This window comes from Myroides sp. ZB35 (genome assembly GCF_001865835.1).
GTDB lineage: Bacteria > Bacteroidota > Bacteroidia > Flavobacteriales > Flavobacteriaceae > Flavobacterium > Flavobacterium odoratimimum.
On record NZ_CP017769.1, the window covers coordinates 2,592,198 to 2,614,142 of the forward strand.

General features: G+C 31.8%; 13 protein-coding genes. 10 read left to right on the plus strand and 3 right to left on the minus strand.

What is annotated here, in order from left to right:
- The first annotated feature begins 92 nt into the window (after window positions 1-92).
- The 10 genes from BK054_RS11600 to tnpC all read left to right on the plus strand — a co-directional run bounded on the left by BK054_RS11600 (window position 93) and on the right by tnpC (window position 15,051).
- Window positions 93-1,274, plus strand: a complete 1,182-nt coding sequence (locus BK054_RS11600; RefSeq protein ID WP_006259359.1) for an efflux RND transporter periplasmic adaptor subunit — start codon at window positions 93-95, stop codon at window positions 1,272-1,274.
- A gap of 43 nt (window positions 1,275-1,317) precedes the next feature.
- Entirely contained in the window at window positions 1,318-4,479 is a 3,162-nt protein-coding gene (locus BK054_RS11605; RefSeq protein WP_006259358.1) for an efflux RND transporter permease subunit, read from the plus strand.
- 7 nt (window positions 4,480-4,486) lie between these two features.
- Window positions 4,487-5,902, plus strand: a complete 1,416-nt coding sequence (locus tag BK054_RS11610; protein WP_006263233.1) for an efflux transporter outer membrane subunit — start codon at window positions 4,487-4,489, stop codon at window positions 5,900-5,902.
- 142 nt (window positions 5,903-6,044) lie between these two features.
- Window positions 6,045-7,193: a biotin/lipoyl-binding protein gene (locus tag BK054_RS11615; RefSeq protein WP_071307269.1), complete on the plus strand. Its 1,149-nt coding sequence runs from the start codon at window positions 6,045-6,047 to the stop codon at window positions 7,191-7,193.
- Window positions 7,194-7,507: 314 nt separating this feature from the next.
- A complete protein-coding gene (locus BK054_RS11620) occupies window positions 7,508-10,345 on the plus strand; it encodes a TonB-dependent receptor (RefSeq protein WP_071307270.1) in 2,838 nt (945 codons plus the stop codon).
- A gap of 64 nt (window positions 10,346-10,409) precedes the next feature.
- Window positions 10,410-11,402, plus strand: coding sequence for a metallophosphoesterase (locus BK054_RS11625; protein ID WP_071307271.1), 993 nt, complete (start codon window positions 10,410-10,412; stop codon window positions 11,400-11,402).
- 5 nt (window positions 11,403-11,407) lie between these two features.
- Window positions 11,408-12,487 (plus strand): phytase, encoded by a 1,080-nt coding sequence (locus BK054_RS11630; RefSeq protein ID WP_071307272.1) that lies wholly within the window; start codon window positions 11,408-11,410, stop codon window positions 12,485-12,487.
- A gap of 314 nt (window positions 12,488-12,801) precedes the next feature.
- Window positions 12,802-13,089, plus strand: coding sequence for an IS66 family insertion sequence element accessory protein TnpA (tnpA, locus tag BK054_RS11635; protein ID WP_006258245.1), 288 nt, complete (start codon window positions 12,802-12,804; stop codon window positions 13,087-13,089).
- A complete protein-coding gene (gene tnpB / locus BK054_RS11640) occupies window positions 13,089-13,427 on the plus strand; it encodes an IS66 family insertion sequence element accessory protein TnpB (RefSeq protein WP_071307249.1) in 339 nt (112 codons plus the stop codon). Before tnpA ends, tnpB begins: the two co-directional genes overlap by 1 nt.
- Window positions 13,428-13,476: 49 nt before the next feature.
- Complete coding sequence (gene tnpC, locus BK054_RS11645) at window positions 13,477-15,051, plus strand: IS66 family transposase (protein WP_071307250.1); 1,575 nt, start codon at window positions 13,477-13,479, stop codon at window positions 15,049-15,051.
- A gap of 296 nt (window positions 15,052-15,347) precedes the next feature.
- Here the strand turns inward: tnpC and BK054_RS11650 are convergent, their stop codons facing one another.
- The 3 genes from BK054_RS11650 to BK054_RS11660 form a co-directional block, all read right to left on the minus strand.
- Window positions 15,348-15,995, minus strand: a complete 648-nt coding sequence (locus BK054_RS11650; RefSeq protein WP_071307273.1) for a hypothetical protein — start codon at window positions 15,993-15,995, stop codon at window positions 15,348-15,350.
- Window positions 15,976-19,830 carry a hypothetical protein gene (locus BK054_RS11655; RefSeq protein WP_071307274.1) on the minus strand — a complete coding sequence of 1,285 codons (3,855 nt, stop codon included), beginning with the start codon at window positions 19,828-19,830 and terminating at the stop codon, window positions 15,976-15,978. The genes BK054_RS11650 and BK054_RS11655 overlap by 20 nt, the downstream gene beginning before the upstream one ends.
- A 143-nt stretch (window positions 19,831-19,973) precedes the next feature.
- Window positions 19,974-21,677 (minus strand): hypothetical protein, encoded by a 1,704-nt coding sequence (locus tag BK054_RS11660; protein ID WP_071307275.1) that lies wholly within the window; start codon window positions 21,675-21,677, stop codon window positions 19,974-19,976.
- Between the last annotated feature and the right edge of the window lie 268 nt (window positions 21,678-21,945).

Below are 21,945 nucleotides of genomic sequence, written 5' to 3' on the forward strand. Positions count from 1 at the left end.
GACGTTTCAGGTTCGAATTTTTACGCTTCGAACTAATTCTAGAAGTAGGAGCGGTATAATTTTTGATTTTTGTTGTGTAAAAAGCGTTAGAAATGAATAAAATTTATAGAAGTACGAAAGTTTTGTTTTTAGGAGGCCTATTATTTGGTTTATCTGTATTTTTCGTTAGCTGTAATAAGCAATCAAGTGAAGGAGATGCAGGGCAGCCTTCATTAGAAGTTAGAACAAGTGTAGTAGAGAAGGGTGATGCTCTTGTATTAAAAAAATATACAGCATCGTTAGAAGGAAGGGTGAATGTAGAAGTACGTGCACAAGCTTCGGGTTATATTGATAAGATTCTTGTAGAAGAAGGAAGTTATGTAAAGAAGGGGCAGGCATTAATCTTAATAGACGCTCAACCGTATCAAATACAACTAAATAATGCAAATGCTAGTCTAAAAGCAGCTCAGGCAGCTCTCGTAAATGCTCAATTAGAAAAAGATAAAGTACAGTCTTTATTAGATAATTCTTTTGTATCTCCAATACAGTTAAAAACTGCACAAGCGGTGTTAGATAACGCTAAAGCAAACGTGGCTCAGGCAGAGGCGGCTGTGGCAGAAGCAAAGTTAAACTTAAGCTACTGTACGATTAAGGCTCCTGTAGATGGATTCTTAGGACGTATTACTAAGCGTGTAGGAAACTTAGTGACAGCTGGTGAAGTAGAGGAACTAACTACGATGTCTGATATCTCTCAGATGTTCGCTTATTTCTCATTGACAGAAGCAGACTACTTTAATCTAGTAAAAGAGAATGGTGGTTCAGAGAATGTACTGAAGATGCCTATAGAATTAGAATTAAGTAATGGAGATAAGTATCCTATAAGTGGTAAGGTAGATGTAATCAATGGAGAGTTCGATGCAGGTACTAATTCTATCAGTGTACGTGCAGTATTTGATAATCCAGATCGTTTATTGAGAAATGGAGGGACAGGTATTGTGAACCTTATGGCTACACATAAAGATGCTGTACAAGTACCTATAGCTGCTACTGCAGACTTACAAGATAAGATCTTTGCTTATGTAGTGAATAAAGACAATACAGTTGATCAAAGACAACTTAAAATTATCGGAAAGAACTTGCATACTTATTTTATCGCTGATGGTGTGAAAGAAGGAGAAACCCTTGTAACAACAGGAGTAGATAAACTGCAAGATGGTATGACTGTGACGGTATTATCTGCAGCAAAAAATGCAGGAGGTAATACAAGTACAGAAACTGCTAAAGCAAGCGAGTAAGTAGGCTCAAAGATTCTTTATTTAATTAAAACAAACAGATCAAATGCTTAAAAAGATAATACATAGACCTGTATTAGCTACAGTTATATCTCTTATCATTGTTATATTAGGGGCAGTAGGACTTACACAGTTACCTATGGCACAGTTCCCTGATATTGCACCTCCGAGTGTAACTGTAATGGCTTCTTATCCGGGAGGTAATGCTGAGACAGTATTGAAATCAGTAGTGACTCCTTTAGAAGAGGTAATTAACGGGGTAGAAAATATGACTCATATAGAGTCAACAGCTAGTAATGATGGTACAGCAGCTATCACAGTATTCTTTGATTTAGAAACTGATCCTGATCAGGCGGCAGTAAACGTACAGAACAGGGTAGCTCAGGTGACAGGTATCTTACCTGCTGAGGTATTACAAGCGGGGGTAATCACTCAGAAAGAACAGAGAGGTATGATCATGGTAGTAGACCTTATCAGTGAGGATGCTGCTCTATATGATGAAACCTTCGTACAGAATTATGCTCGTATCAACTTAGTACGTGAGTTAAAACGTATTAAAGGGGTAGGTAACGTACAGCTATTCGGTGAGAAGGATTATGCTATGCGTATATGGCTAGATCCACATAAACTGGCAAATAGAGGATTAACTCCTGCTGATGTAGAGCGTTCTATCCAAAGTCAGAGTATGGAAGTAGCTGCAGGTAACTTAGGTCAGAATGCAGGAGGAGCAGTACAATATACATTGACATACCCAGGTAAATATAATACTCCTGAACAATTCGAGAATATTGTAGTACAGGCAGATAAAAGTGGTAATGTACTTTATTTAAAAGATATCGCACGCATCGAGTTTGGTGCAGTAGCGTATGATGAGGAGAATAAAATCAATGGACAAGAAGCTGTAACAATGGCTGTGTTCCAGACAAAAGGATCTAATGCAAATGAGATTCAAACTCAAGTGTACAAGGTATTAGAAGAATTAACTCCTCAGTTGCCAAAAGGGCTAAAATACAATGTAACGTTCGCTAATAAGACACAGTTAGATGAATCTATAAATCAGGTAAAAACAACATTAATAGAGGCATTCTTATTAGTATTCCTTATTGTTTATATCTTCTTACAAGATTTTAGATCAACTATTATTCCTGCGATAGCAGTACCAGTATCATTAATCGGTACCTTCTTCTTCTTGAATATGTTAGGGTTCTCGATTAATATGTTGACGTTGTTTGCATTAGTACTAGCTATTGGTATTGTAGTGGATGATGCCATTGTAGTAGTAGAGGCAGTACACAGTACGATGGAACTCGAGGGCTTAGATGCCAAAGAGGCAACTACTAAGGCCATGAGTGAAATCTCAGGAGCGATTATCTCGATTACTTTAGTAATGTCAGCAGTATTCTTACCTGTAGGGTTTATGGAAGGACCAGTGGGAGTATTCTATAAGCAATTTGCATATACACTTGCGATAGCGATTATGATTTCTGCTGTAAATGCCTTGACATTGAGTCCTGCCTTATGTGCCTTGTTATTAAAGAATCATCACCATGATTTAGAACATACGGGAGAGGTAAAGAAAGATGGGTTTAAGAGAAGGTTCTTTAGATCGTTTAATGCAGGATTTACAGCATTAACGAATAGATATATAAAAGGAGTACATTTCTTAATCAAAAGAAAAGTATTGAGTTTCTGTATTCTAGTAGGTTCTATAGTAGGAATGGTATTCTTAATGAATACAACTCCTAAAGGGTTTATTCCTAATGAAGATCAGGGATTTGCGATGTTTGCTCTATCATTACCTCCTGGGTCATCTATTGATAGAACAGCACAGGTCTTAAAAGAAGGGGATGAGATCATGAGAAAGAACCCTGCTATTAAGTCTGTAACCACTATTTCAGGATTCAACATTTTAGGTAATGCAGCCAGTCCAGCTTATGGTATGGGATTCATTTCTTTTAAAGCTTTAGAAGAAAGAGGAGAGGTAACTGACATCAATGAGTTGATTGCACAGTTAAATCAAGAATTATCATCATTAAAAGAAGGTGATTTCTATGTGTTTGCTAACCCAACAGTTCCAGGATTTGGAGATTTTGATGGATTAGAGATGGTAGTTCAGGATAGACGTGGTGGAGATATTACAGAGTTTGCAAATGTTGTAAATCAGTTTAATCAAGATCTAAGTGAGACTGATGAAGTGCTAAGTGCCTTCACAATGTTTAAAGCAAACTTCCCAATGTATAAAATCGTAGTAGATCCTGTGAAGGCAAAGATGCACGGAGTGGAAGTAAGTGATATGATGAGTGCAGTACAGTTATTCTACGGATCAGCACAAGTAAATGACTTTAACCGTTTTGGTAAACAGTTTAAGGTGTTTGTACAGGGAGATGCTCAATTTAGAGCAGATGAAGAATCTTTTAAAACTATCTATGTGACAGCTGGTTCGGGAGAGATGATTCCGATTAGTTCTTTAGCGCACTTAGAGAAAGTGTATGGACCACAAGCTATCAGTCGTCATAACTTATTTAATTCTATCGCTGTAAATGGTATTATCAACCCTGGTACAAGTACAGGGGATGCGATGGCGGCAGTAGAGAAAGTAGCGGCAGAGAAATTACCTTCAGGATATAGTATTGAATGGTTAGGACTGAGTAAAGAAGAGAAGAAATCTGGAGGACAGATGGTGTTTATCTTTGGATTATCTATCTTGTTTATCTACTTTATTCTTTCAGCTCAGTATGAGAGTTACATCTTACCATTAGTAGTATTGTTATCACTACCAGTTGGTATTATGGGAGTATTCTTAGCCATAGGATCTGTAGGTATTGCTAATAATATTTATGTGCAAGTAGGGCTCATCATGCTGGTCGGACTGCTCGCGAAGAATGCAATTTTGATTGTAGAGTTTGCTGTTCAGAAAAGACAAGGGGGGATGAGTATTGTAGACTCAGCATTAGAAGCTTCGCGTTTACGTCTTCGTCCTATCTTGATGACATCATTTGCTTTCGTAGCAGGTCTAATTCCTTTGATGTTCGTTCAAGGTTCGTCAGCACAAGGTAACCACTCTATTAGTATTGGTACAGCAGGAGGGATGGTATTAGGAGTTATTCTAGGAGTATTCGTTATTCCTTTCCTTTATGTTGCATTCCAGTACTTACAAGAGAAAATTAGTGGTAAGCAACCAGACGTTTCTGAAGTTGTAGAAAACTAAGAGATTAATGGTAGTTCAAAACAAGAAAACAATGAGAAAAATAGTATATATAGCGATTGGTTCGACATTATTAACTGCTTGTAAAGTAGGTAAGAATTATGAAAGACCAACTGTAGACACACCAGAGCAGTTTTATCAAGAGACTGCTTCTGATACTACAGCTAATAATCTAGCGAAGTTGAGTTATTCGGAATTCTTTAAGAACACTGAATTAACGAGTTTGATTGAATCTGCATTAGAGCGCAATGCTGATTTACAAGTTGCTGTTAAAAATATCGAACAAACAAGGTTGTTATTCACTCAGTCAAAAATGGCGCTATTACCACAGTTGACAATGAATGTAGCCGGTAGTAGAACAGAGTCTTCTAAGAATAGCCAATTGGCGGCTAGTGGGGCAGGACGTGTTAATGATGATTTTACAGCAAGCCTTGATTTATCATGGGAGTTAGATATATGGGGGAAGCTTAGAAGGGAGAAGGAAGCTGTATTAGCGACTATGATGCAGACGGAAGAGGTAAAGAGAGCTATCCAAAATAGATTAGTAGCAGAGGTAGCTACTAGTTATATCAACTTACTAATGTTAGACGAACAGCTCGAAATAGCGATAGAAGGTATTGCACTTCGTGAGAGTACATACTTATTAACTAAAAAGATGTTCGAGGTAGGTAACGAGACTATTGTAGCGATGCAACAAGCAGAGGCACAGTGGTTAGAATCAAAAGAATTATTACCTCAGATAGAGCAAGAAATTGCCTTACAAGAAAGTGGATTGAATTTGCTTTTAAATAATTATCCGCAGGCTATATCTCGCTCTGTTACGATTAGTGATTTAAATTTTTCAACAGATTTAAATACAGGAGTACCTGCGGATTTTTTAAGTACTCGTCCAGATGTACAAGTAGCAGAATATGCTTTAAAAGCAGCTAATGCAAAAGTAGGAGCAGCTCAAGGGCAGATGTATCCTAATTTGATTATATCTGCTCAAGGAGGATTAAATGCATTTGAAAGTTCACAGTGGTTTAAGACACCAGCCTCTTTATTTGGTATGTTTGGTGGTGGTTTAATACAGCCTATATTTAATCAGAAGAAGTTAAGAACAGCTTATGAAATCGCTGTTGTAGAACGAGAAAAAGCAGGTATAGAATTTAAAAATAAAGTTATAGTTGGTTTTACGGATGTACATAATGCATTGGTAAAAATCGATAAACTATCTCAAAAAGAAGAGATGATGCAAAAGCGAGTGAATATTCTAAACACTTCTTTAGCTAATATCAAATTTATGTTTGAGATGGATAAGGCATCTTACTTAGAGGTTATTAATGCACAGAGTTTAGCATTGCAGAGTAGTTTGAGTTTTGCAGAGTTAAAAAGAGATCATTTAGCGTCGCTAGTTGATTTATATAGAGCTTTGGGAGGACATTAGTATACTCTAGTAGATTTTTGATTGAGGATGAAACCAATATTGTTTACAATATTGGTTTTTTTTATTGTAATTTAGATGTTTGGATTGTTTTTTTTCAGTCCTTTGCATCAGTTAGTTATCTTTGTAAGGATAAGAGTGGGTTATGAATAAAAAAAATGTAAAACTTCAGCAGATTATAATGACACTTCTAAGTATTGTATTCTTAGTAGGGGTAGGTTATTATGGAAATAAAGATAAAGGTGGAGAAAAGGAGGTGACTGAGTCTACAACGATTGCGGCTACTGAGGAAGTAATTCAACCTGAAAAAGAAGTAGTCTTAGAAGAGGAAGAGGAGAAAACTGAAGTAGTGAAAGAGAATGTGGCTCCTACGGTGTTAGTGTTGAATAGTAAATACCATACCTATACAAAGGAGTATACAGCTAAGGTGAAAATGAAATTTAACACACCTGTCAAGGAGTCTATAGAAGGGAAGGTAGTGTCACTTTTTATAAAAGAAGGACAGGCAGTCTCAGAAGGACAGGTAATCTATGAAGTAGAGGTGGGGAGTCTACAGGTCTCTAAGAAAGAGAAAGATAAAGAACAGAGTGAATACAAAGGGCTCAAGAAAGATTTAGAACGTGCAGAGAATAGATTACAAAAATTAGCTAGAAGAGACAGTGTCGCTTTTGTTAAACAACGTGAAGTTGTGGAAGAGTTGCGTAAGAATGTAGTTGAGCTAAGTGATAAAATAAATGCATCAGATACCAAGTATAGTAGATATGCTGTTAAGTCTGAATATAGTGGTGTAGTAAAGAATATCACTGTAAAAGTAGGCGATATATTGACAGCGAATGATAAGCATAGTTTATATACTATAGTGGGCTATGATGTGTTTTTTGAAATACCTACTAGTGATATGGTACAATGGAAACAAGGTATGACAGGACAGAATACCCTTGTAAGCTCATTTGAAACTAAGGAAGGGCAACGCATTCCTATCAAAGTAAATCTTAAGAATGATACAAATATTTTCTTTTTAGATAAATCACCTCAAGTGATAGAAGGTTTAAAACTAAATGGAGAAGGGATTGCAGAGAATAGAGTGGTGATTTCGTTAGTGTATAAAGATGTTATAGAGATACCTTATTCTGCTATAAGTTTAACTAGTGAAGGTAAACAGTTCATAACGATTAAGGGTGAGAATGGTGTGGAAAGTAAGAAGGAAATAGTTCCTATCAGAAAATATACTTCGTATGCTTTAGTTAATGATCCTGCCCTAGAAGGTGTGTCTATTGAGAATAAAAGTAATTAATTAGATAAGTTTTTTTATGTATAAACAAGCCCTTATAGATATCCTATAAGGGCTTGTTGTTTTCAGTAAATTAACGTTGGAATAGATAATTAATAAATCGTTAATGTTGGTTTGATTGGTAATTTTAGTAATTGTGTGTGGATTTGTTGAATTAAAGTGTGTTTATTTAGATATATGGTTTTTTATTGATTCTATTTTCGTTTATTTTATATCTATTTTAAAATATAGTAATTTGTTTATTAATAATATTAACTAAACATTGACTTGATAGGTTGATACTAAGTTTGCTAGCAAAACTATTCAATGTTATTATTATGAAATTAAAGTACTTATTTTTCTTATTTGCAATTTGTTTTGCAATACCAATACAAGGACAAAATAATAGTGTTAAAAAAGGAATTGTGTCAGGAAGAGTAATAGACTCTGGTGATAAGAGTTCATTACCAGGTGCAGCTGTTTTATTAGATAATGGCAAGCAATATACGGTAAGTAACAATAATGGGTATTATGAATTTTTAAATATTCCAGAAGGGAAATATGTCTTATCAGTAAGTTATATTGGCTATACTTCAGTAGAACAAGAAGTAGAAGTGAGTTCAGGACATAATAAAGTTATTAATTTAAGTCTTTCAACAGATGTAGAAACCTTAGAAGGTATTGTAGTAATAGGAGAACGTTTAAAAGGACAAGCTAAAGCATTAAATCAACAGATGAATAATGCTAATGTTACTAATGTTATTTCAGCAGACCAAGTAGGGCGTTTCCCTGATTCTAATATTGGTGATGCTCTAAAACGTGTACCAGGAATCACAATGCAAAATGATCAAGGAGAAGCCCGTAATATAGTTATCCGTGGTTTAGCTCCTAGTTTAAATTCTGTTACATTAAATGGAGATCGTATTCCTTCAGCAGAAGGAGATAATAGAAATGTTCAGATGGATTTAATTCCTGCGGATATGATATCTTCTATAGAAGTAAACAAAACCTTAACACCTGATATGGATGCTGATGCCATAGGAGGATCTGTTGATTTGATTACTCGTGCTTCACCTTATGGTGAGCGTATTTCGGCAACTCTAGCAGGCGGACTTAACCCTATAAGAGACAAAGGAAATTATATAGGAAGTTTTGTGTATGGTAATCGTTTTTTAGATTCTAAATTCGGAATGATCTTAAGTGGTTCTTATAATAGTAATAATTTTGGATCAGATAATGTAGAGGGAGTATGGAGTGAGGATAAGTATGACAATATTTATATGAGCGAATATGACATTCGTAAGTACGATGTACAACGTGTTCGTCGTAGTTTCTCAGGAGCTTTTGATTATAAGATTAATGATAATCATACTATCTATGCTAGTGCAATGTATAACTGGAGAGATGACAGAGAGAATCGTTATCGTGTGCGTTACAGAGGTATTAAGCCAGAGTATGATCAAGACAACAATATCACTGGGTTTACAGGCGATATAAGAAGAGAAACAAAGGGAGGACTTGATAATAATAGAAATAAAAACACTCGTTTAGAAGATCAAAGAATCCAGAATTATGCATTAAGTGGAACGCATTTATGGTCTAGTAATTTAGATATGGATTGGTCTGTTAATTATTCACGTGCATCAGAAGATCGTCCAGGAGAACGTTATATAGATTTTCAAAATAAGAAAGTCGCGATGCAAGAAGATTTAACTAATGGAAAATATCCACTAGTAACTGCATTAGGAGATCAACCAGATAACTTTTCATTGAGAAAGTTATCAGAAAATGATAATTTCACAAAGGATAGCGAGTTTGGTGCTAAATTAAATTTTAGAGTTCCTTTTTCTGTTGTTGAAGATCAAAAAGGACGTTTAAGATTCGGAGGTCGTCTTCGACTAAAAGATAAAAAGAGAGAGAATATGTTCTATGAGTTCTCTCCAATAGGAACGAATACCATTGGCAATTTAGCTACTGTACCTGGTAGTTATTATGATGGATCTGGTTTTCAACCAGGTAATAAATATGTTCCAGGACATTTTGCTTCAAATCAATATTTAGGAGGATTAGATTTCCACAATTCTAATTTATTTAAGAAGGAGGCAGTGCCAGGAGAATATTTAGCTTTAAACTATAAAGCTAAAGAAAATATATATGCAGGATATATTCGTTGGGATCAAGACTTCAATGAGAAATTATCTATGATATTGGGAGCTCGAATTGAACATACAAGTATAGATTATACAGGTAATCATATTGTAGATGAAAGCGACTTAATAGGAGAGGTTAGTAATACAAATAATTATACTAATGTATTGCCTAGTGTTACTTTTAAATATCAGACAGATTCAGATTGGATTTATAGAGCAGCCTTTACGACTGCTTTAGCTAGACCTGACTATTATGCCTTAGCTCCATATATTAATGTGGTATCTCAAGATAATATGGTATCTGCAGGTAACCCAGACTTAAAGGCAACTTATGCTTATAACTTTGATTTAATGGCAGAAAAATATTTTCAATCTGTAGGAATGTTTTCTGCTGGTGTTTTTTATAAGAACTTAAAAGATTTTATCTATAACTATAGATCTGATTCTTTTACACATGAGAACTTTAACGAGTTGTTTCCCGGACAAGTTAATCCTATTCAATCAGAGGACAAATGGAAGTTTATGCAACAAAGAAATGGAGACCAAGTAAACTTGTTTGGAGTAGAGGTGGCTTTTCAAAGACAATTTGATTTTATACCTGGTAAATTTTGGAAAGGTCTAGGAGTCTATGTGAATTATACTTATACATATACAGAAGCTAAGGGAATAGCTAATGAAGATGGAGAGATAAGAAAAAACATGGAGTTACCTGGTGCAGCGCCGCATATGTTTAATGGTTCGTTGTCTTGGGAGAATGATCGTTTCTCAGCCCGTGTATCATTAAATTACTCTTCAGATTATTTAGATGCATTAGGAGGAAATAGTTTTGAAGATAGTTATTATGATAAACAATTATTCTTGGATGCAAATGCTTCGTATAAAATAACTTCATATTTACGTGTGTTTGCTGAAGCAAATAACTTGACTAATCAACCCCTAAGATATTATCAAGGAGTGAGTCATAGAGTAAAACAAATGGAGTATTACCAACCTAAATTTACTTTAGGACTTAAGTTTGATTTCTAATAAATAAATATCTATAGAAATTAGGGCGAAGAATATTCGCCCTAGTTTTATTATACAATCTATCATGAAAAAAATAATATATAGTTTATTATTAGCAGTTTGTACTGCTACAATACAAGCACAGACTCCTTTTGAATATGAAAAAAGTACGGGGTATACAGGAAGTAATATTCCAAGTTTAACTCTCAAAGAGAATAGTTTTAACTTTATTGTCATGGGAGATTTTGGACGTGTAGGGGATTATTACCAGAAAGATGTGGCTAGAGAAATGGGAAATGCAATGGTAGTATTAGATGGTGAATTTGTAGTATCAGTAGGTGATAATTTTTACCCAAATGGAGTTGCTAGCACAAGCGATTATCATTGGATATCTTCGTTTGAGAGTATATATACTAATCCATCTTTATATGCTGATTGGTATGTAGCTTTGGGAAATCATGATTATTTAGGTAATGTTCAAGCACAAATAGATTATACTAATATTAGTAGACGTTGGAATATGCCAGACCGTTATTATAGTAAAGAGTTTAAATTAGATAATGGTGAGAAGGTATTGTTAGTAGTAATGGATACAAATCCATTTATAGAAAGTTATCACAAGAGAAGTAAATACGGTGATTTACGACAACAAGACACCGAACAACAAATGAAATGGCTTGAAGAAACTTTAGGTAAAGAAGATGATACTATAAAATGGAAGATTGTAGTAGGACATCATCCAATGTACAGTGGAGGAAAGCGTAAAGAAAATAAAGATACACAAGGTTTTGCTTTAAAGTTTGCGGATTTTTTTGATAGACATAAAGTAGATGCTTATATATGTGGACATGAACATGACCTGCAAATTATCAAGCCTAAACATCGTTATACCACACAATTTCTTTCTGGTGCAGCGAGTGAAGTTCGAGCTTCTGGAGATATGGAGCATACCATTTTTGCCGCTGCAGAACCAGGTTTTATGACTTTCACTATTTTAGATAATGAATTAATAGTTCAGGTAGTTCAAGCAGGTAAGAAAGAAGCAAAGGTTTTATTTACACATCAAATAAAAAAGTAGAAATAATGAAATATAGATTTTTATACTCTTTAGCGGTCTTAGGATTATTGAGTAGTTGTAAAGATAAGTTAGCTCCTATAGCCCCAGATGCTATTCAGCCAACAATTGTTACAGAGCAAACAGTTTTTGATACAGATGATCCTGCTATTTGGATTAATCCAATAGATCAATCTAAAAGCTTAATTATAGGAACAGATAAAGAAGATGAAGGGGGAGTATATGCATATGACTTACAAGGTAAAATCGTACATAAGTTTATTGATATGGCACGTCCAAATAATGTTGATATTGCTTATGGTTTTTTGTATAAAGATATGGTGATTGATATTGCTGTTGTTACAGAGAGAAATGCAAATGCAATAAGAGTTTTTAAATTACCAGAGTTAACGCCAATTGATCAAGGTGGTTTAAAAGTTTTTGAAGGAGAAGAAGAGGATGGGTATAGTGAACCAATGGGAATCGCTTTATATGAGAAGAAAGAGGATGATAATAAGCAAATCTATGCTATTGTAGGACGTAAAAGTGGCCCTTCTAATGAGTATTTATGGCAATATGCTCTGCAAGCGAATAAGGAAGGTCAGATAAATTTGGTGTTAAAAAGAAAGTTTGGTGTTTATAGTGGAAAAAAAGAAATAGAAGCTATTGCAGTAGACCAGGAGCTAGGTTACGTCTATTACTCTGATGAAACAGCAGGATTGCGCAAATACTATGCTGATCCAGAAAAAGGAAATGAAGAGTTGGCTTTCTTTGTTAAAGGTGATGCTAAGAGAGATCATGAAGGAATAGCTATTTATAAAAAAGATGCTAATTCGGGGTATATTATTGTTTCAGATCAACAAGATAATTCAATTTTAATTTATCCTAGGGAAGGTGAACAGGGAAACCCTCATGAACACAGATTAATTGCTAAGATACCTGTTTCTGCAATTGAATGTGATGGCTTAGAGGTAACTTCTTTAGGGGTGAGTAATATTTTTAATCAAGGTATGCTGGTAATGATGAGTAACGGTAAAGTATTTCATTATTATGATTGGAAAGATATTCAAGAGAGAATAAATAAAGTAAGTAAAAAAGAAACTAATTAAGTATAAAATTGAAAAACTCGTTTTAGTAAGGGATTTTCAATGCTGCTTTGAATACAACAAAAACGTCAGCTTATTTATGTTAGGCTGACGTTTTTTTATTCAGTTAAATTTATTCATAATAACAGTAGAAAGGTGCGCAATAAATAAAGTTTATTTCGTGTACCTAATTAGTGTAGTATGGGATAAGATATTTTATTTTTTAAGTAAAAGAAGGGAGCAATAAAGCATAAAAAAGCCCGATAAGTATCCGCCCGAGCAAGTGCATGTTTCATAATATAATGTAAGGAAGTAAGTTTGCTTTAAATAATAAAGAGATGAGCAAACAAGAAATTATGTACTCTCATGTAGAGGATTGGCAAGCAAGTGGATTAACACAATCAAAGTATTGTGAAAGTGTTGGAATTAAGCTGGCGACATTTAGTTATTGGGTAGTAAAGTTTAAGAGTGAAACAGAGCAAGAAGGCTCAAGTAACTTTATAGCAATAGGTGAAACATCTAAAACCGACAGTAAAGAATACGAAATCGTGTATCCTAATGGAGTGAAGTTACGTTTAGAAACGAAAGACTTGGGTGAACTCTATTCATTAGTAAACCTTGTGTAATGTTTAGTCTGAGTAGTAGCCATCAATTCTACTTGTATAAATCAGCTTGTGATATGCGCAAGAGTTTCGATAGTCTATGTGGTCTTGTTCAAAACGAGCTTAATCAAGTCGCTCATAATGGAAGTGTCTACGTCTTTATCAATCGTCGATGTAATCAGATGAAACTCTTACACTGGGAAACAGGTGGTTTTGTGTTATATCACAAGCGATTAGAACAAGGTACTTTTGCTTTTCCTATTCATAATCGGACTCAAATCAGTTGGAGTGATTTGGTACTTATGATTGAAGGAATACAAGTGATAAAAAGTAGTCAAAAAAGGCGGTTTTCCATGAGATAAAACAGCCTTAATCCTTGTATAAATAAGGCTTTTGACGTATATTTACTTCATGGAAATAGACTTAGAAAACTTATCGAAACAAGAACTTTTGGCACTTTTAACCAAAGCCCAAAAGACTATTTCCAAACAAGAAAAAGTAAATACTAAGTTAGAGAAGAAAACTACTAGCTTAGAAGAAAAGACCTCTAAACTAGAAGAAAAAAATACAGAACTGGAATATCGTGTAAAGCTACTTGAGCGCATGAAGTTCGGTCAAAGCCGAGAACGTTTTGAGGATCCCAATCAAACTCAATTACCTTTAGATGTTGAACAAGCAGTCTTAGAGGAACAAGAAGAAGTAATCAAACAAGAGATTACCTACTCTCGTGAGAAAAAGAAACATCCAGGACGAGCTAAACTACCAGATCATTTACCCGTAGAAGAAATAGAAATACATCCTGAGGGAGATTTATCTGATATGATTTGCATTGGTAAAGAAACTACAGATGTGTTAGATTATGTTCCAGGTTACTTTAAAATCAAGCGTTACATCCGATATAAATACGCTACTAAAGGTAAAGACAACACTCAAATTAGTATTGGTGAGCTTCCTGAGCGAATTATAGATAAAGGAATCCCTTCAGAGGGATTATTATCCACAATACTTGTAGATAAATATGTTGACCACCTTCCTCTTTATAGACAAAAGCAACGCTTTTCCAGAGAAAACATCGATATAGCTTCTTCTACAATAGATGGTTGGGCGGCTCAAAGCATGGATGCTTTAAAGCCACTATACCAAAAGCTGGTGATGGACATCAAAAACGAAGGTTATCTCCAAGTTGATGAAACCACCATCAAAGTCTTAGATGAGAAAAAGAAAGACAAAACTCATCTTGGCTACTATTGGGTGTATCACGCACCTATATCCAAGCTTGTAATGTTTAATTACAGTCCTACTCGTAGCGGTAGTGCTGCACTGCCTATATTAAAAAACTTCAAAGGATATCTGCAAACTGATGGATTTAGCGGCTACCAAGCCTATGGAAATAAGTCAGATGTTACACATCTTGCTTGTTGGGCACATGCTCGACGTGAATTTGAAAAAGCTTTAGATAACGATAGAAAAAGGGCCCAGCATGTACTAGTAGAAATACAGAAGTTATATGCTATAGAGAGAAAAGCTAAAGAACAAGACTTAGCTCCTGACCAAATCAAAGAACTTCGTCTAGATGAAAGTTTACCAATCATCAACAAGCTTGGTAAATATATGATTGCTCAGATGAATCTTACCTTACCTCAAAGTAGAATAGGTAAAGCTTTTGTGTACTCTCAAAAAAGATGGAGTAATCTAAGTGATTACTTACACAATGGAAACTTGCAGATAGACAATAATCTTGTTGAAAATGTAATCAGACCTGTAGCAATTGGTCGTAAAAACTATCTCTTTGCCGGTTCTCATGATGCAGCACAAAGAGCAGCTATGGCCTATACGTTTTTTGCTAACTGCAAAAAGCATGACATTAATCCATATAAATGGCTAAAGTATGTTCTTGAAAATATTCAATCCATCAACCACAAGAATATCGCTGACTTATATCCTCATAATTACAAGAAAATTATCCTGGATAATGTAGAAGAATAATTAGATCTCACAAGATGTACTTGCTCGGGTGCATACCCCGATAACGAGTGTTATCGGGCTTTTCAGCGGAGAAAGAGGGTTAGCCTCTTTTACTTCGTATGCTTTATAAATAGGGATGTTCGCTTTTTTGAATTGTCGTGAGCACCTTATTACGAAAGTTTTAAACTATGATTGGAATTGCTTCATTCGAAAAACTAAGATAATTATTATATAATTCCAATATGTAATTTTAAGAATAATAATTTTCAATACGTCTACAAAATATATTGTATCTACATTTAAATACAATTTAGAATTTAGTTACTTTTTGGTATCGAATTTCCAAGAATCATAGTTAAAAATATAAAACTAACTATTACTTGTAAAGTAACTAAATTATGACCTAATTCATTTTTAGGGACTATCAAATCATAATCTACTGTTAAAGAATTAGCAAAACTAAACCATAAGGAATTACTTATACCCAAATCTCCTTTTTCTCCCCATTGGAATGACTCAGTATAACAGTACTTATATAAATAAGCAAAACAAAAATTAGAGAAAATTATCGAACTTATTAAATTAATAAATCGACCTCTTGTACGCTCTATACTTTTGAATTCAATTACATTTTCACTCTTCCAAATATGATAATAAAAATAAGTGTATAAGTTAAAAAATAAAAGATACCAGATAATTTTAGTAGTAAAACAACTTTCATATTCTTTTAAAATTAAAACTATAAGTAAAATCCATTTTAAAAAAATAAAAATATCTATTGCAATACGACTAACATATCGTTTTTTTTCTTCATCACAAGTACTTTTTTTCCTCCTACAATAAATAAAGACTACAAAAAGTTTAAAAAACTCTACAAAATTAAAAAGATTCAAAACTTTTGTTAAAGCATCAGCTAATAAATTAAACAAACCATCTTTACTGTTGTTACAAATATATTTCTTCATCTCTATCTTTTTCAAATTGAATTTCTTTCTTTGTTAAGTTAAGTTTATTAATAGCCCAATTTCTGAGATTATCACTTTTATGCCTTGATAAAGTACTAAATATTTCCATTTTCCCTTCTAATAATGGAATAACAGAACCAGACCAAACAAAACTTCCCATATTTGAACTAAAACCACTAATTACTTTTTCGCTTTCTCCATATAGAGATAATAATCTTTCGGCAATAGGATTGAGTTTGTTATATATATCATTTTGTCCATCATAAATAGGAATTAGCTCTGCTAGTCTTGCAGGTGCAATTTCTTTATTTTCTTCCGCCCATTCAAAAATTTTATCAATGTTATTATTTTCAAAAAGAAGTCCTATACTACTACTTCTTAAACCTCCAATTTTAGCTCCTAAGATATTTTTAAATGCGTAAAATTTCGCATAATTTTCATTTATACCTATTAAACTATTACTTAATTCTGGCCAAATATCATCAAAATATTCTGAGAGTAGTATGCTATAGATTTGTTGAGCTGTATGTTTTACACTAAATACATTTTCTAATGTGACAGATTTAATTATAATATTATTATACTTTTGAGCAATCTTAGACGAATTTTCACTATTTAGAACCTCAATCATAAACATACTAATCTTATAATCAGATAGATTAAAATATTCACCATATTCCATGATGAATTCCTTGGTGTAATTTTTAATTTGTATTGTATAATTAACATTATTTCTTAAAATAGAAAAAAGAATTTCACTAATAAAAGACACAAAAAAAACATTTATTCTTAATAATTCTTTAAAAAAAATAATTAATTGCTCAGGTTTACAATTTATAAAAGCATTAGAATAAGGAAATCTACATAATGTTATTATATGTTCAGGTTTAGTATTTATTAAATTAATCAATTTTTCAAAATACTTAAAACCTTCTTTATCACATGTTATTAAATAAATATATAAATCTTCTAAATTTTGATATTTAATAGTGTTATTATATAAATATTCTTTATCTGTTGACGTTAAATTACATGCAAAGCCTTCCATTATAGAATAGTTCCTTTCCTCTCTATTCAAACTATTTAAAACAACTAAAGATTTATTTATAAAGAGTTTTATTTTTGGATTATCATTTTTTATAAGATTAGATACTTCTAATCCAAATGAATTCGTGTATAGAGGATCAGAAGAAAGAATGGTAGGTAAGTTATCGTCCCATGAAATATTTTCTTCTATGAATTCTTTTCCAAGATTTTTGTAAAAAAGAGTACTCTCTTCATACGAAGTAAATGAAGAAGAAAATTCTTCATTTACTTTTTTATGTTCAAATAATTTGAGCCCATGAGTAAATTTAAATTTAAAATTATCTTTGCTTAATTTTTCTACAAATTTATTGATCGTATTCAAAGTATAATCATTTAATATATTATAATTATACTTTTTTACATTAACTAAAGCATTTAATCCTTCAATATGATTCCATTTTTGTTTATCAAATTGATTTTCTAATATATCAAAAATGTATTGAGACTGATCATATTTTATAAAAGATATAACAGATTCAATAACAATTTTTAAACGTTTCTCATTTAAATAGTTATTATTCTGTATTGGTTCTTTTATCAAATTGATAATACTCTTCCAATAAGCAATTATTTCTTCATACTTTGGTTCATATTCTATTAAAGTTTCAAGACCTTGTTGTTCTGCTCCAAGAACTCTACTAAAATGAGATGAAGAAAGTGCTGAATCCATACACTTTAGAGCTAATTCTTTATATTCACTGTCATTTTTATTATATCCCCATTCTATTATCTTGAAACGGTCATCTAAATTTGCTTGAGTACCTGATAAGAATATTTTAAATAGGGCTCTTAATTCTCCTACAGAATTATTTGCCCAATGCTCATTTTCTGCTAAGGCAAACATAAAAAGAACTTTTGTACTAAGCTCAAAAGAAGATTCATTAAAACATAGTTTATTAAGAGCCCAAATTATGTTTCTTCTACCTTCATTTATAAGTAATAATTCTTCTTTTTTCATCTTACCAAATATATTCCACAATGCTAATGATGTAGATCTTGGATTCACTTCAACAAATGAGCGGAAGAGGCGTGAACCTACTTCTGTATTTAAAACTTCCGCATTATGAAAAGCCCCATTTTGGGTAGTTAAACGATCAACAATATCTATTGCTTTTTGTTCGGACCCAAAATATCGCATTTGGTTAGCTAAAGATTCTACAAGTGCATTTCGATGTTCATTGGATTCTATAGATGAAATAGAATCTATTATTCTTAGAATTTTTTTACTATCACATGTACTTAACCATTCACTAGATAAATAAAGTGCTAATGGAATAGGTCTCATTTGTATTTTTCTACCTCTTTTTTCAAAAATACCACGTGCCAAATAATGGTTACAAACATCTCTAAACTTGTGTATAATAATACTATCTGATGAATTACTTACAGGAGTAATATCTTCGTTTGTTGCAATAAATTCTAATTGTTCACTTAAATCTTTTTCAAATCCAAAATTTGAAAACAATGAACTCGCTCGTAAAATAGTCCTTGTATCTTCTTTTTTAGCTTCTTCTCCTAATAATTTTAGTAATAATGATTTGTCGTCTAACATACCTAATTCATCTTTACCATTTACCCAATTGTTACAAATCAAAGTTGCCATTAAAGGATTATTATTAGAAAATTTCTTTATACTATCTATCACACGTTCATTCCTTTCAAAAATTTGTTCTTTTATAATCTCATCAACAATAGATTCCATATCATCCTTATTAACTTTTATATAGTCAATTTGATTATTTATACTTTGTACTATTTCTTCAGGGTTTGAATCTACAGTTATAAGGAAAAGCCTATTGTTACTTTTATTAATATATTTTAGAATCCTTTTATGTACTTCTATATCACAATTATCTAGAATTAATATTTTATCTTCATCATTTTTTTGTAGATTAGATACATATGCCACTAAGTCCAAAGTTCTTTCCTCACTAAAATCATAATATAGCACACGATATGATAATAATTTACTTTCAATTGACGTGTCTATACTAAACAATTCCAGCAAAATACGTGTTTTTCCTAATCCTGAAAGACCTAAAATTCTTATTGATTTATTGTAATTAGATATTGCATCTTTGATTTGGACGCTAATATTATTAATGTGTTCATTTATTTTAAACGGTTGACTAAAGTAAGATTCACTTTTCCATAAATTCCATCTTTTGAAAGGAGCGTATTTATTATCTTGTGCATCTATTGTTTCATTTATACATAGCTTTATTTCTTTTACTAATTTTTTTACTACCTCTTCTTTTATTTCTTTAATTCTGTTTTTTGATGAGAGCGAATATTGGATAGGAAAACGTTCATGTCGTGAATCAAAATGTGCTAAATTTATATCCTTATATGGATTTCCATATACTGAATTTTGTATTTTAATAATTCTTTTCAGTCCAATATGTTCTTTAGCAATTGCACATTCTTCGACAACATTATTATTACTTTGTTTATATTTATTTCTATTAAATAGGGTGTTAATAAATCGAATCAATCTATTTGAAGAATTGATTATAGTAAAATCACCTATAAAAATATCACAATTTCTCACTCTATTTGATATCTCTTTAGCAATTTCAGGAGATCCAGGTATATTTTCAGTAGAGAGTTGTAAATCTAGTTTAAGATCAGGAATGAAATTTTCTTGTTCTATGAGATTTATGGCATTCATAATACAATCATTTAAAAAAGTTTTATTATAATTATCGTCATTTTTTGATTGCCATGAATAGAATATAGTGATTTTCATAAAAGAGATATATTAAGGATATTGTAACAAAAATACCATATAATAATAGTCCGTACTAAAAGAAATTGTTGTAACTAGATTTTTTAACACACTTATTATTACAATAGTTAGTCAAAGTAACTTAGATCAGTTACGATATTGTTTTAGAAATTAGAATTATTTTCATTTACCAAGTAGGAAAAAGAATTAATAAATAATTTAGGATCAAACATTTTTTTATTGAACCTATAGCTAAAGGGAGCTAATTTTGTACTTATTTTCTTTTCAACATTTGCTTCATATTCACTTTGATTTCTACCATAACCTTTAGTATCCATTTTCATTTTTTTAATATGTGTATCCAACATATCTTTAAAATTGTAATTTCTCTGTTTAAGATATTGTTCATAGAATATTAATGTGTCAATATTAATAATTACAAGATTTTTAATACTAAAATGCTTATTATCTATTTCTAAATTTTCAATAAACCAATTATTTAAAATATGATTTACTCCTAACATTTCTAGAGTTCTATCTGATAAAAGAAGAATTGGATAAATAGTATAAAATTTATTGTCATTTATCTGTGTATCATAAACAAATTTATTTGATGATATGAATTCAATATGCGAGATTAACTGACCTATACCTATTCTTTTTTTAGTTTTTGGAGTTTTTAAAAATTTACCTTCTAACGTTTGTAGTATTTGTTCTACATCTCCAGATACTTTAACATCCTTGGCTATTAAAACATCTTTATACTCAAAAATGAATAAATCTTTATTGTGTCTAAAATAATAGTCAGGTTGATTTTCGTCAGTATTTACTTCTTCTTGTTTAACAAAATGTTTTTTGTAAAAAATACTATCTAGTAAGTTTTTCATTAAATAATTTTCCGAGAATTCCTTGTTATAAAAGTTAAAAAAACCTCTATCATTCGTATCTAGATTGTTTTTTCTGTTAAAACTATCTTTTAATAAAAATTTAATACTTTTCGTAAACTTATCAAGAACAAAAAAAGTATTAATAATAGTATAAATACCATTTCCCATTCTATATAAAGGATAGTTTCTAAGATGTATAAAATCTTTATCTTCAATAATTTCATCCCCTATTAAACTATCAAGAAAATCAATAGTCCTAGGATCAATAACTTTAAATTTATAGCTATTATGTTGTGTAAACCTTAAAACTTGTATAATTAAAAAATCCACTTGCTTCTTTAAAATATGTATATCTGTTTGCTTAAAATAATTACACAAATCATCTACTAAATAATTGTAGTCTACTTTTTCTGATAAAAAATCAATTAATTTCTCAAATTTGTAAGATGTTGTATATGCTAGTTCTAGCAATTCAAAATCATTGTCGTCATACAGTCCTAAATCTGATGTGGAAAATTTTAGAGATAAAAATATTTCTGCTATTTTATCAATGTTCTCCTCAGTAAATTCTAGATTAAGTTTACCTCTTTTATTAATTATTTCGTTTATACTTAAAAAGGATTTAAACAAATTAATTTCATCTCTATCTATATCTTCTTCTAATTCTTTGTTAGTTATAAGTAAATCTTTATTAGCTAAAATAAATTCAGAAATTTTCAAACTTGCTTCTGGAGAAATGACAACAGGTTTATCTTCTATATTATTCACTCTACAATATTTATTAACTCTTTTGATTACATCATATTTAATTTCGGAATTCGAAAAGAAATTATCATAATTGATTGTCGGGTTTACATTAAAAAAACCAATGAAGTTTTCGAGACAGAATTTAGAAACTAATTTTAAATATTCTAGTATATCTTTTTTTTCTTCGTCTGGATATATATTATCAAACTCCAATCTTAGTAAAATTTTAGCCATTTCTTGTTTTTATTTATTACTTTTCAAACATATTAAAACTTTCTTTAAGATTATTACGGAAATTCGTATACCCTTCAATATTTTGAGTCTATCAACTATCTCAACAAAGAACAAACGACTTCGGAGTGGTTTTCTAGCTCTCTGCAAGAGCAAGTAGTTTTGATAGTACGAATGTAATTTCGAGTGCCTCAAAACATAACTTGCTGTTACCTTTTTCAATATATTTACAATGTGTTTTTTCTAATATAAACGGTGTAGAACCTTATGT